This is a genomic window from Paraburkholderia sp. (genome assembly GCF_028283785.1).
Classification (GTDB): Bacteria; Pseudomonadota; Gammaproteobacteria; order Burkholderiales; family Burkholderiaceae; genus Paraburkholderia.
The window spans coordinates 71005-83752 of the sequence record NZ_JAPWKB010000011.1; the positions used below are offsets into that span (position 1 = coordinate 71005).

Consider the following 12748-nt stretch of genomic DNA (forward strand, 5'->3'; position numbering starts at 1 on the left):
TGTAATTGTATAAACCGTATATACTGTTTATACAATTAATTTGAGGGGTGAAAAAATAATGACCGAAGCTGTTGCGAAAAAAGCCACAAAGAAAACCTTCCATTTTCCTACGACGCCCGAACAGGAAGCGGGAGCAACGAAGGGGAAGTCGAAGCCGGTAAAGGCTGCGGCGACGGAAGCGGCGGTGCCGGCGAAAGTGGAAGCGGAAGTGGCAGCGAAGCCGCAGGCGAAGAGCCGTAAGCGCGCCAAAGCGGAAACGGCGGTTGCGTCGGTTGAGCCGGTTGCTTCGGTTGAAGCGGTTGAGGCAGTGGCCTCGGCACCCGTTGCTCCCGCACCCGCAACGGTGACGAAAAACGCCCGCCGCGCGAAGAAAGAAAAAGTCGTGCGCGACAGCTTCACGATGCCCAAGTCCGACTACGCGAAAATCGCGGAACTCAAGCAGCGCTGCCTTGAAGAAGGCATCTCGGTGAAGAAGAGCGAACTGCTGCGCGCGGGCTTGCTGCTGCTCGCGGCCGCGCCGTCGAAGCGCCTTGTCGCCGCCGTGTCGGCAGTCGAGGCCGTCAAGACCGGACGCCCGGCAAAAGCCTGATACGTTGCACCGCCTGAGCGTTTTCGCTTGAGCGGTAGCACCGGCACCGGCACCGTCCGTGACCGGTGCCGCGCTTTGCATCGAAAGCCGACACTTTTCACAATCCTACCGACGTCACCGCGAGCTGCTCCCGCAAATGCTCGACGGCGCGTGCCGCGCAACGCGACAGCGGCCATTCCGACCGGTGAATCAGCCATAACGTATCGACGACGGCCGCGCCGCACTCGACCACCGCAATCGCGTCCTGCTGCGCAAACGCGGTGCGCGCATAGCGCGGAATCACCGTAAAACCGAAGCCCCGCGCGACCGGTTCCAGAATAAGCCCGACCTGATTGCTGAAGCCTTTTCGCGGCACCGTGCGGATGCCCGGATTGCCCGGAAAACGACGGCTCAGCAGCCGGTTCGCCATCGCCTGCCCGTCGGGATGATCGATAAAGCCAAGTCGTTCGAGATCGCGCCAGTCATGCACGTCCTGACCGGCCGGCACGACCAGTTCGAGCGGTTCCTCCGTGAAATGGCTGGCGCTCAGGCGCGGATCGTCGGGTTTGAGCGTGACGAGTCCCAGTTCGTACTGATTTTGCAGCACGGCGCCGAGCACTTCCGGATCCGGCGCGAAACGGTGCCGGACGATCCAGCCCGGATGCGTCTGCTGGAGACCGAGCAGCATCGGAAACAGCGCGAGCCCGATGCTGCCGGGACTGATCACGCTGACCTCGCCGGATTCGTCGTCGGTGCCGGACAGCCGCAACCGCAACCGTCGGTCGGCAAGCTCCATCTCATGGCAATAGTCGAGCAGCGCGTTGCCCGCAGGCGTCAGTTCGAGCCGCCGCGGCCGCCGGATCACCAGCAAGCCGAGTTCGTCCTCCAGATGACGCACATGCTGGCTGACCGCCGCTTGCGTCAGTTGCAGCCGCTCCGCGGCACGCGTGAAGTTGCCCAGCTCGACGAGGGTTCCGAAAGTGCGCAGCCATTGGGGATTAAGCATAACGATAATTTATCGAATGGATTACTGCTACGTGGTTTTAATTATAGCGTCGTAGCCGTAGTCTGTTAGCGAGCCCATTTTCCTGAAAGGACGCTTCGCTGATGCCTACTCCCTATCCCCGCGCTTTTTCGCATATCGGTCTGTCGGTGACGGATCTCGACGCCGCCGTGAAGTTCTACACCGAGGTCATGGGCTGGTATCTGATCATGCCGCCGACCACGATCACCGAAGACACCAGTGCGATCGGCGTGATGTGCACGGATGTATTCGGCGGCGGTTGGGGCTCGTTCCGGATCGCGCATCTGTCGACCGGCGACCGCATCGGCGTCGAGATTTTCCAGTTTCCGAATGCGCAAAAGCCGGACAACAACTTCGAATACTGGAAAACCGGCGTGTTCCATTTTTGCGTGCAAGACCCGGACGTCGAAGGCCTGGCCGCGAAGATCGTCGCTGCGGGCGGCAAGCAACGGATGCCGGTGCGCGAATACTTCCCCGGCGAAAAGCCGTATCGCATGGTCTATATGGAAGACCCGTTCGGCAACATCCTCGAAATCTACAGCCACAGCTACGAACTCACGTACTCGGCGGGCGCGTATCAGTAAGCCGGTCGGCGGGGCCCACGTCGCCCGGCCGCAACTGACAACGAAGACTTGAAATGACGGAACCGAAACATATCGAATGGCCGGCCGACTGGCGCGCGTGGGTCTGGCGCGGCGGCTCGACGCCGCATGAACTGTCGCTCGAACGCGTCGCGCGACAACCGCTGCAAGCGGGCGACGTGCTGGTGAAGAACGCGGTGATCGGCCTGAACCCGGTCGACTGGAAAGTGCTCGGCGACGCGCAGATGGGCTGGCAGCCGGGCAAAGTGCCGGGCGTCGATGGCGCGGGAACCGTGGTCGCGATCGGCGAGAACGTCGATCGTGCGTGGCTCGGTCAGCGCGTCGCGTACCACCAGAGCCTGCATCGTCCGGGCAGCTATGCCGAATACACGCCGATCGACGCGAACGTGCTGTTGCGCGTGCCGGCCGGACTCGATCTGACGGTTGCCGCGAGCTTTCCGTGTCCGGCGCTGACCGCATGGCAAGCGCTGGAAAAACTGCCCGCGCAGACCGGACGCACGCTGCTGGTCAGCGGCGCGGGCGGTGCTGTCGGCCGTTATCTGGTGCAACTGGCGCTCGCGCGCGGCTTCGTCGTCAGTGCGATGTGCAATCCGCGTCACTGGCCGCGTTTGCGTGCGTTGGGCGTCAGCGAATGTCTGGAAGGACCGCTCGCCGACGGCGTGTCGTGGCCCGCGAGCGACGCCGCGCGCTTTTTCGCGATTGTCGATTGCGTCAATGCGGATCACGCGACGCGCGTCGCACCCGCGCTGCGCGCGAACGGTCATCTGGTCTGCATCCAGGGGCGCGCGGAACACTGGCCATGTGCGCCATTTGGTCGCGCGTTGTCCGTGCATGAAGTGGCGCTCGGCGCGCTGCATGTATTCGGCGACAGCGCCGCCTGGGCGGCATTGACGCATGCCGGCGAGCAGATGCTGGACGCGCTGGCCGGTGGGCGGCTCGAAGCCGAACCGTGTATCGTCGGCGGTTTCGAAAACTTGCCCGATCAACTCGACGGTCTCAAACACCGGCAGTTTTCCGGCAAGCCGCTGGTCTCGGTCTGACCCGGCTGAGCCGAAGCGGCGCTGGCAGGACAACTCGCAGCACTTCACCTATTCGATTGGAAACACGCATGTCAGCACTCTTTTCGCCGTACACCCTCAAGGACGTTTCGCTGCGCAACCGGATCGCCGTTCCGCCGATGTGTCAGTACAGCGCCGTCGATGGCTTCACCAACGACTGGCATCAGACGCACTACAGCAGCATCGCGCGCGGCGGTGCAGGGCTGGTGATCGTCGAGGCGACGGCGGTGTCGCCGGAAGGCCGGATCACGCCGGCGTGCACCGGCTTGTGGAACGACGCGCAAGCCGAAGGCATGGCGCGCATCGCCGCGTCGATCAAGGCGGCCGGTTCGGTGCCGGGCATCCAGATCGGGCATGCGGGACGCAAGGCCAGCGCGCATCGTCCGTGGGAAGGCGACGACCATATCGCCGACGGCGACCCGCGCGGCTGGGATACGCTGTCGCCGTCGGCTATCGCATTCGGCGCGAACCTGCCGAAGGTGCCGAAAGCGATGACGCTCGACGATATCGCGCGCGTCAAGGCCGACTTCGTCGCTGCCGCGAAGCGCGCGCGCGACGCCGGTTTCGAATGGCTCGAACTGCACTTTGCGCACGGTTATCTGGCGCAAAGCTTCTTCTCGACGCACGCGAACCAGCGCGACGATCAATACGGCGGCGACTTCAAGGGCCGCAGCCGCTTCCTGCTCGAAACGCTCGCCGCCGTGCGCGACGTGTGGCCGGAGAACCTGCCGCTGACCGCGCGTTTCGGCGTGATCGAATACGACGGCCGCGACGAACAGACGCTCGACGAATCGATCGAACTGGCCAAGGCATTCCGTCGCGGCGGTCTCGACATGCTCGGCGTGAGCGTCGGTTTTTCGACGCCTGCCGCCAACATTCCGTGGGGCCCGGCGTTCCTCGCGCCGATCGCCGAACGCGTGCGTCGCGAAGCCGAACTGCCGGTGTCGTCGGCGTGGGGCATCGACTCGCCGCCGATCTGCGAGCGCACCATCGCCGAAGGTCAGATGGACCTGGTGATGGTCGGTCGCGCGCATCTCGCGAATCCGCACTGGCCGTATCACGCTGCGCTGGAACTGAAGCAGACGCGTCCGTCGTGGGTGTTGCCCGCGCCGTACGCACACTGGCTCGAACGGTATGCCGTGAGCCAGTAAGCCGCCGCGCGACAGCCTTCACGCTGTCGCCGAAGGACCGCACCCTGCGATGGCGCGCGCGAGGACTTTACGTCTTTGCGCGCGCTGCCGCAGGGTGTTTTTGCATGCGACTTCAAGTCGCGCCCGACGCACGTTCAAGTCGCGTTCGTGCACTCAACCAGCAGTCGGCGGAAGGCTGTCGGCCAGCTTCAATCAACTTTTGCGAGGGTTACAACTCGTAATAGTCGGGTAAGCCGCCCTAAGGCTTTGCCGCGTAGCCTTGGCGACTTTCGCTAACACCGAAGTATCAGGAATCGTTAGCAGGGCTTAAGCCCGAACCCGTCGCCAAGAGGATGCGAAAGCCGACATGACATCACACGCCGAACGCCCGCCGGTTCCCAACGAGGCCACACTCCAGCACGTCACGGCTCATCGTGTGCCGGCATCGACCCGCTCCAGCCTCGGGCGGGTCGTCGCGTTCGCTGCGTCACATCTGCCGCGCCTGCCGCGTCTGACCTTGCCCGCGCTGTGCGTCGCGATGGTGTTCAGCGTCGCCGCCTGCAGCAAGTCGTCGAACGACGCCGCGCAGAAGCCCGCCACGCCGACCGTCTCGGTCAAGACGCTGCACGCCGCGCGGATCGAGATCATCGACGATCTGTCGGGACGTCTGTCGGCCACTCAGGTGTCCGACGTGCGGCCTCAGGTGGACGGCGTCATCACGAAGCGGCTGTTCGTCGAAGGATCGACGGTCAAGGCCGGACAGCCGCTGTACCAACTCGATCCGGCGAGTTATCAGGCGAGCTACGACAATGCACGCGGCACGCTCGCGAAGGCCGAAGCCACCGCGCGCGCCGCCGACATCACGGCGAAGCGTTATCAAGCCTTACTGCAAGTTAAAGGCGTCAGCCAGCAGGATGTCGAAAACTACGTCGCTGCCGCCGACGAAGCACGCGCCGACGTCGTCGCGGATCGCGGGCTGCTGGAAACCGCGCGTATCAATCTCGAACGCACGCAGATCGTCGCGCCGATCAGCGGCCGGATCGGCAAGTCGTCGTACACGGCGGGCGCACTCGTCACCGCCGATCAAACCACCGCGCTGTCGACGATCCAGTCGATCGACGAGATGTATCTCGACGTCACGCGTTCGAGCGCCGAAGCGTTGCGTCTGCAAAAAGCCATCTCGTCGGGACAGTTGAAGCCGGGCGATGTCGCGGTGACGCTGACCACCGAAGACGGCGAGCCTTATCCGAACACCGGCCGTTTGCTGTTCACCGACATCACAGTCGATTCGACCACCGGTTCGGTCACGTTGCGTTCGGTGTTTCCGAATCCGAAGCATGAATTGCTGCCCGGCATGTTCGTCCACGCGAAATTCAGCGAAGGCTCGCAGGACAGCGCGATTCTGGTTCCGCAAAATCTCGTGACGCGCGGTTCTTCGGGCGCGTCAACGGTGCTCGTGGTCGATCAGAGCAACACCGTGCAAAGCCGGTCGGTGGTCGCCGATACCGCGTACGGCGACCAGTGGGTCGTGAAAAGCGGGCTGAAGGACGGCGATCGCGTGGTGCTGGATAACCTGCAAACCGTCAACGCGGGCAGCAAGGTGCAGCCGGTCGAACAGACGCAGGCCGCATCCACTGCACCGGCGGCATCGGACGCGACGACGACCGCAACACCCGCAGCGGCTTCGGCCGCGCAGGGATAAGGAGCGCGTATGTCACGTTTCTTTATCCATCGTCCGATTCTCGCGTGGGTGATCGCGATCGTCATCATGATGATCGGCGCCGCCGCGATTACCAGTCTGTCCGTCGAGCAATATCCGAGCATCGCGCCGCCGTCGATCCGCGTCACCGCAACCTATCCGGGCGCATCCGCCGATACGGTCGCGACCACGGTCACGCAGGTCATCGAGCAGGATCTGACCGGCATCGACAATCTGTTGTACCTGTCGTCCACCAGCAGTTCGGCCGGCACCGCGACCATCACGCTGACGTTCAAATCCGGCACCAATGCCGACGTCGCCGCGATGCAGGTGCAAAACAAGGTGCAGGAAGCGAATGCATCGTTGCCGTCGGTCGTGCAGACGCAAGGCATCGAGGTCACCAAAAGTTCGTCGGGCTTCCTGATGGTGGTGTCGCTGACGTCCACCGACGGCAGCATGAACGCGATCGATCTCGGTAACGTGATCGCCACACGCATCGAAGATCCGCTGACGCAGATCGACGGTGTCGGTCAGGTCCAACTGTTCGGCGCGCAGCACTCGATGCGTATCTGGCTCGATCCGAAGAAGCTGCACAGTTACGGGCTGATGACGAGCGACGTGACGACCGCGATCGAAAACCAGAACACGCAGTTGTCGGTCGGGCAAATCGGCGGCACGCCCGCGACCAGCACGCAGGTGATCAACGCGACGATCACCACCAAGGGCATCCTCAAAACCACCGACGAATTCGGCAGCATCCTGTTGCGCGTCAACACCGACGGCTCGCGCGTCTATCTGAAAGACGTCGCGCGGATCGAAGTGGGCGGCGACTCGTACGACACCACATCGCGCGTGAACGGCAAGCCCGCTGCGTCGATGGCGATCGAACTGGCGACCGGCGCGAACGCGCTGAACGTCGCGAAGGACGTCAAGGCGAAGCTCGCGACGCTGCAAAAACAGTTGCCGAAGGGCGTGCAGGTCGAGTATTCGCACGACACGACGCCGTATATCTCGGTGTCGGTGCGCGAGGTCGTCAAGACCTTGTTCGAGGCCGTGATCCTCGTGTTCCTCGTGATGTACCTGTTCCTCGGCAATCTGCGCGCGACGCTGATTCCCACCGTCGTGGTGCCGGTCGCGCTGCTGGGCACGTTCGGGTTGATGTCGATCGCCGGGTTCACGATCAACGTGCTGTCGCTGTTCGCGCTGGTGCTGGCCATCGGCATGCTGGTCGACGATGCGATCGTGGTGGTCGAGAACGTCGAGCGATTGTTGCGCGACGAAGGTCTGAGTCCGGTCGAGGCCACGTTGAAGGCGATGAGCCAGATCGGCGGCGCGCTGGTCGGCGTGACGGCGGTGCTGATCGCCGTGTTTATCCCGATGGCGTTCATGTCCGGCTCGACCGGCGCGATCTACCGGCAGTTTTCGCTGACGATCACCGCCGCGATGGTGCTGTCGGTGCTGCTCGCGCTGACGCTGACGCCCGCGCTGTGCGCGACGCTGCTCAAGCCGGTGAACGCGGAACAGCATGGCAAGGGTTTCTTCGGCAAGTTCAATCGTGCGTTCGAGGCGGGCAATACCCGCTACGGCAATGTCGTGTCGCGTCTGGTGGCGCGTCCGCTGCGCACCTTGCTCGCTTACGGGCTGATCTGCGGGATCGCCGGTCTGCTGTACTGGAATCTGCCGTCGTCGTTCCTGCCGGATGAAGACCAGGGGTCGATCATGGCGATGGTCAATCTGCCCGCAGGCAGCTCGGCCGCCGAAACCGACGTCGTGTCGAAGCAGGTCGAAAGCTATTTCATGAAGCAGCCGGCCGTGGACAAGGTCATGTTGCTCGGCGGTTTCAGCTTCGCGGGCACCGGCCAGAACGAAGCGATGGCGATGGTTCGCCTGAAGGACTGGAGTGTTCGCAAGGGCTCTGACCAGCAGGCCGCAGCAGTCATCGCCGCAGCCAACCAGGAATTTTCGAAGATCAAGAACGCGCAGGTGTTCGTGATGAATCCGCCCGCAGTGCAATCGCTGGGCAGCTACGCGGGGCTGGATTTCGAACTCGAAGACCAGGGCGCGGCCGGACACGATGCGCTGGTCGCCGCACGCAACCAGTTGATGGCGGCGGCCGCGAAAGATCCGCGTCTTGCGGGGATGCGTCCGGCCGGCATGAACGACGTGCCGGAATATGAAGTCGATATCGACTATCTGAAAGCGGCTGCGTTGGGCGTCACGGCGGCGAACATCAACTCGACGCTTCAGACGGCGTTCGGTTCGACCTACGTGAACAACTACATCGACACCGGCCGCGTGCAAAAGGTCTATGTGCAGGGCGATGCGCCGTACCGGATGATGCCGTACGACATCGGCAACTGGTACGTGACGTCGTCCACGTCGAGCAGCAGTTCGTCGTCGAGTTCGTCCAGCAGTTCGAGCAGCACGTCGTCGAGCACGTCGAGCACCTCGGGCAGCACGACCACCAGTTACGACGGCACGATGGTCCCGTTCTCGGCCTTCGCCACCGGTCACTGGACGGCGGGTTCGCCGCAGGTCGAGCGCTATAACCGCACGCTGGCGGCGGAAATGTCGGTGCAGGCGGCGTCGGGCGTCAGCAGCGGCGACGCGATGAAAGCGGTCGAGGAACTGGTCGCGAAGTTGCCGCAAGGCATCGGCATGGAATGGACCGGCGAGTCGTATCAGGAAAACCTGGCCGGATCGCAGGCCATCTATCTGTACGCGTTGTCGCTGGCGGTCGTGTTCCTGTGTCTCGCCGGTTTGTACGAAAGCTGGTCGGTGCCCTTCTCGGTGATTCTTGTGGTGCCGCTCGGTGTGGTCGGCGCGTTGCTGGCCGCCCATCTGCGCGGTTTGTCCGACGACATCTACTTCAAGGTCGGTTTGCTGACGACCGTCGGTCTGGCGACCAAGAACGCGATCCTGATTGTCGAATACGCGAAGTCGCTGCACGAAAGCGGCAAGAGCATCGTCGACGCCGCCGTCGAGGCCGCGCATCTTCGCTTGCGTCCGATCGTGATGACCTCGCTCGCATTCGGTTTCGGCGTGCTGCCGATGGCGCTTGCCAGCGGCGCGGGCGCGGCCGGCCGGCAAGGTCTCGGCACGGGTGTGCTGGGCGGCGTGATTGCCGCGACGGTGCTGGCTGTGCTGTTCGTGCCGGTGTTCTTCGTGGTCGTGCGCAAGTTCGGCAAGGGCAAGGATCACACGGCGGTTGCGTCGTCCGCGAACGACGGGCAAGACCACGCCGATCAAAGCGGTAATCAGAACGATGGCAGTCGAAGCGATGGCCAGCAAGAGGAGAAACGACCATGAAGCTGAGACTCGTGACAGCCGCGATTGCGGCGGTCGTGTTGACCACGGCCTGTTCGATGGACCCGGTGTATCAGCGGCCCGCATCGCCGGTGCCGGACAGTTTTGCAGGCGGCGGCGCGGTGCGCACTGTCGCCGCGAAGCCGGACGACGCCGCGAACCAGGCGGTGTTGAGCGACTGGAAAGCGTTTTTCAAAGATCCGTATCTGCAACAGCTTGTTACGCTGACCTTGCAGAATAACCGCGACTTGCGACAGGCCGCGCTGAAGGTGGCCGAGTACGAAGCGCAATACCGGATCGCGCGTTCGAATCTCGCGCCGACCATCACCGCCACCGGGACGAACACGAAGGCGCATTCGTCCGGCGTGACGAGTCAAAGTTCGTCGGTGCAACTGGGCATGTCGTCGTGGGAAGTGGACTTTTTCGGACGCTTGCGTAGCCTGAAAAACCAGGCGCTCGAAGAATATCTGTCCACCGACGCCGCGCGTCTGAGCACGCAACTGAGCCTCGTCTCGACCACCGCCACCGACTACCTGACGTGGCTGTCCGACCGCTCGTTGCTGAATATCGCGCAACACACGGTCCAGTCGGATCAGGAAACCTACGAAACCACGCTGAAATCCGCGCAACTCGGCAGCGGCGCGGAAGAGGACGTGCAGGAAGCGCGCACGTCGCTGGCGAGCGCGAAGGCGAGCGTCGCGTCGTACCAGCGCGCGGTCGAACAGGATCGCAACAATCTGGTTGCGGCGATCGGCTGCGCGTTGCCGGAGGGTTTCCCGCAGGATCGTGAACTGCAGGACGACATGCTGTTCGCCGACGTGCCGGTGGGGTTGTCGTCCGATCTGCTGACGCGCCGTCCTGACATCGTCGAGGCGGAACACACGCTGAAGTCGTCGAACGCGTATGTCGGCGCGGCGCGCGCTGCGTTCTTCCCGACGATCTCGCTGACGGCGGCCGCCGGCACGGCCAGCAGCGCGTTGACCGGCCTGTTCAAGGCGGGCTCCGGCTCGTGGTCGTTCGCACCGTCGATCTCGGTGCCGATTTTCAACTACGGCGATCTGAAAGCGTCGCTGGACGTCGCGAAGATCACGAAAAACATCGACATCGCCGCGTACGAGGAAGCGATCCAGACGGCGTTCAAGGAAGTGTCGAACGGCCTGGCCGGACGCACCACTTACGTCGATCAGGTCGAAGCCGATCGCGAATATGTCGATGCCGCGCAGAAGTACTACGACATCGCCAACGCGCGCTATCGCGCCGGTCTCGACGGCTTCCTGACCTTGCTGACCGCGCAGCGCACGCTGTTCACCGCGCAAAGCCAGCTCGTCACCGACCGGCTCGGCCAGCAAAGCAATCTGATTACGTTGTACACGGCGTTGGGCGGCGGCTGGACGCAGCAGGAACAGACCCAGGCCAGCGCGAAGTGACGCCGGACAACGGCGCCAACGCCACAAATTATCGAGAAATATGACGCAGAACATAGCAAGCGGATACGTGCAGGGCGCGCGACGAAGCTGGATCATCGCGGGTCTGTTGCTCGCGATGATTCTGGCCGCGCTCGACCAGACGGTCGTATCGACGGCGCTGCCGGTGATCGCCAGCGATTTCGAAGGATTGTCGCGGATCACGTGGGTGGTCACCGCGTTCATGCTGACCTCGACGGTCAGCGCGCCGTTGTACGGCAAGCTGTCCGATATGTACGGCCGCAAGCTGCTGTTCGCGATCAGCGTCGGCACGTTCCTGCTGGCGTCGGTGTTGTGCGGATCGGCGCAGAGCATGACGCAGGTGATCCTGTTTCGCGGCCTGCAAGGGCTCGGCGCGGGCGGTTTGATGACGCTGTCGCAAACCGTGATCGGCGATATCGTGTCGCCGCGCGACCGCGCCCGCTATCAAGGTCTGTTCACCGGCGCGTTCGCGGCGAGCAGCGCGGCCGGGCCGGTGCTCGGCGGCTTCATTACCACGCACTTTTCGTGGCGCTGGGTGTTCTACGTCAATCTGCCGATCGGCCTGATCTCGCTGGCGGTGGCGCTGACTTCGTTGCCGGCGGCAGCAGCGGCCTTGCTGGTGTGCGGCGCGACGGCCGCGTTGCTGATCATGGACGCGGGCAGCGCCGGTCTCGCCAGTCACGCGACGCTGCTGGCAGGCCTCGGTCTGATCGCGGTGTCGTGCTTCGCGCTGCTGGTCGTGGTCGAACGGCGCACGGCCGAACCGATCGTCAACTTCAGCCTGTTCCGCAATGCGCCGTATGCGACCTGTGTGGCCGCGTCCGGTTTGATGGCGTTCGCGATGATGGGCTCGCTGGTGTTCATGCCGCTGTATTTCCAACTGGTGCTGCACGAGACGCCTGAGCAATCCGGTCTGATGCTGTTGCCGCAAGTGGCGATGATGCTGATCAGTTCGTTTATCGGCGGACGCCTGGGTTCGACCAACCGTCGCCTGATCGGACTGCTGGCGCTGGGCGTGTTTCTGGAGGCGTCCGGGCTGGCGATTCTGTCAGTGCTGGCGCATGTCGGCGCGAGCGCGCCGTATTTCCTCGTGGCGATGGGCGTGCTCGGGATGGGCATGGGCATGGGCATGCCGAACGCGACGGTGATCGTGCAGAACTCGGTGCCGTCGGGCGCGATCGGCGAGGCGACGGCGTCGATGTCGTTCGTGCGGTCGCTGGGCGGCGCGTTGGGGATCGGCCTGTCGGGTGGCGTGATGGGCGCGTCGATGCGCCATAGCTTCGACGGTTTCTCGACGTCGATCGATTCGTCGACGCTGATCGAGCAGGGCGCGGCCGCCATCGTGCAGTTGCCGCACGACCAGCAGCTTCGCGTCGTCGAAATCTATCGGCTCGCGATCGGATCGAGTCTGATTGCAGGCGGAATCGTGATGTTCGTCGGCCTGCTGCTGATCGTGCGCCTCGCGCGCAACATGCGCGACGCCGTGCCGGAATGACGTCTCGTTGAGCGGCTGGCGCCGAACCGGCGCGCGCCGCCTTGGAGGCAACTAACTGTCAAGTCCGCGCGGCGTCCTCGAACGAAGCCCGGTCATCGACCGCTTATGCGGTCGATGACCGGGCTTTTTGCTGTGCCGATGCTATCCAGCACGTGGCGCACGGCTAAAACGGCTAGCGATTGCCGTCAAGCAGATCGCCGAGCAATTCGTCGAATGCGGCTTGCGCTTCTTCGAGTTCCTGAAGCGCGGCGTCGAAGGTTTGAAGGGCGAATTGCGACGGCTTGCCGTCACCCGACGGCGGAAACAGCGACTGCAATGCGGCGAACGAGGTTTGCACCTGGCGGGTGGCGTTGAGCACGCGCTCCATTGCGCGGGTTTCTTCGGCTCGCGCCTGTTCGTGATTCATGACAACTCCATCTGG

The 12748-nt window shown here is 63.6% G+C and carries 9 protein-coding genes and 1 pseudogene; 8 read left to right on the forward strand and 2 right to left on the reverse strand.

The features are described 5' to 3' along the window. Positions 1-58: 58 nt before the first annotated feature. Complete coding sequence (locus PW947_RS11550; protein ID WP_299631783.1) at positions 59-589, forward strand: hypothetical protein; 531 nt, start codon at positions 59-61, stop codon at positions 587-589. 97 nt (positions 590-686) lie between these two features. Here the strand turns inward: PW947_RS11550 and PW947_RS11555 are convergent, their stop codons facing one another. Continuing rightward, entirely contained in the window at positions 687-1574 is an 888-nt protein-coding gene (locus PW947_RS11555) for a LysR family transcriptional regulator (RefSeq protein ID WP_299631729.1), read from the reverse strand. A gap of 101 nt (positions 1575-1675) precedes the next feature. Between PW947_RS11555 and PW947_RS11560 the strand changes: the two genes are divergently transcribed. The 7 genes and pseudogenes from PW947_RS11560 to PW947_RS11590 all read left to right on the forward strand — a co-directional run. After that, the gene (locus PW947_RS11560; protein ID WP_299631731.1) at positions 1676-2176 is read left to right on the forward strand and encodes a lactoylglutathione lyase family protein; all 501 of its coding nucleotides are present in this window, start codon (positions 1676-1678) and stop codon (positions 2174-2176) included. Positions 2177-2229: 53 nt separating this feature from the next. Then, complete coding sequence (locus PW947_RS11565; RefSeq protein WP_299631733.1) at positions 2230-3234, forward strand: zinc-binding dehydrogenase; 1005 nt, start codon at positions 2230-2232, stop codon at positions 3232-3234. Between the two features lie 68 nt (positions 3235-3302). Beyond that, positions 3303-4403 (forward strand): NADH:flavin oxidoreductase/NADH oxidase, encoded by a 1101-nt coding sequence (locus tag PW947_RS11570; protein WP_299631735.1) that lies wholly within the window; start codon positions 3303-3305, stop codon positions 4401-4403. A gap of 346 nt (positions 4404-4749) precedes the next feature. Next, on the forward strand, positions 4750-6084 hold the full coding sequence (locus tag PW947_RS11575) for an efflux RND transporter periplasmic adaptor subunit (protein WP_299631737.1): 1335 nt from the start codon (positions 4750-4752) through the stop codon (positions 6082-6084). Between the two features lie 9 nt (positions 6085-6093). Further along, complete coding sequence (locus tag PW947_RS11580) at positions 6094-9390, forward strand: efflux RND transporter permease subunit (protein WP_299631739.1); 3297 nt, start codon at positions 6094-6096, stop codon at positions 9388-9390. Beyond that, positions 9387-10814, forward strand: coding sequence for an efflux transporter outer membrane subunit (locus PW947_RS11585; RefSeq protein WP_299631740.1), 1428 nt, complete (start codon positions 9387-9389; stop codon positions 10812-10814). The genes PW947_RS11580 and PW947_RS11585 overlap by 4 nt, the downstream gene beginning before the upstream one ends. Before the next feature lie 25 nt (positions 10815-10839). Further along, positions 10840-12327 (forward strand): annotated as a pseudogene (locus tag PW947_RS11590) (MFS transporter); the annotation flags it as partial. 172 nt (positions 12328-12499) lie between these two features. Here the strand turns inward: PW947_RS11590 and PW947_RS11595 are convergent. Continuing rightward, positions 12500-12733 carry a hypothetical protein gene (locus tag PW947_RS11595; protein ID WP_299631741.1) on the reverse strand — a complete coding sequence of 78 codons (234 nt, stop codon included), beginning with the start codon at positions 12731-12733 and terminating at the stop codon, positions 12500-12502. Positions 12734-12748 lie beyond the last annotated feature (15 nt).

Excerpts from the sequence above, each read along its gene's own strand:
- PW947_RS11550 (WP_299631783.1), top strand. The coding sequence starts at position 59 with ATGACCGAAGCTGTTGCGAAAAAAGCCACAAAGAAAACCTTCCATTTT.
- PW947_RS11585 (WP_299631740.1), top strand. The coding sequence starts at position 9,387 with ATGAAGCTGAGACTCGTGACAGCCGCGATTGCGGCGGTCGTGTTGACC.
- PW947_RS11565 (WP_299631733.1), top strand. The coding sequence starts at position 2,230 with ATGACGGAACCGAAACATATCGAATGGCCGGCCGACTGGCGCGCGTGG.
- PW947_RS11580 (WP_299631739.1), top strand. The coding sequence starts at position 6,094 with ATGTCACGTTTCTTTATCCATCGTCCGATTCTCGCGTGGGTGATCGCG.
- PW947_RS11575 (WP_299631737.1), top strand. The coding sequence starts at position 4,750 with ATGACATCACACGCCGAACGCCCGCCGGTTCCCAACGAGGCCACACTC.
- PW947_RS11555 (WP_299631729.1), bottom strand. The coding sequence starts at position 1,574 with ATGCTTAATCCCCAATGGCTGCGCACTTTCGGAACCCTCGTCGAGCTG.
- PW947_RS11560 (WP_299631731.1), top strand. The coding sequence starts at position 1,676 with ATGCCTACTCCCTATCCCCGCGCTTTTTCGCATATCGGTCTGTCGGTG.
- PW947_RS11595 (WP_299631741.1), bottom strand. The coding sequence starts at position 12,733 with ATGAATCACGAACAGGCGCGAGCCGAAGAAACCCGCGCAATGGAGCGC.
- PW947_RS11570 (WP_299631735.1), top strand. The coding sequence starts at position 3,303 with ATGTCAGCACTCTTTTCGCCGTACACCCTCAAGGACGTTTCGCTGCGC.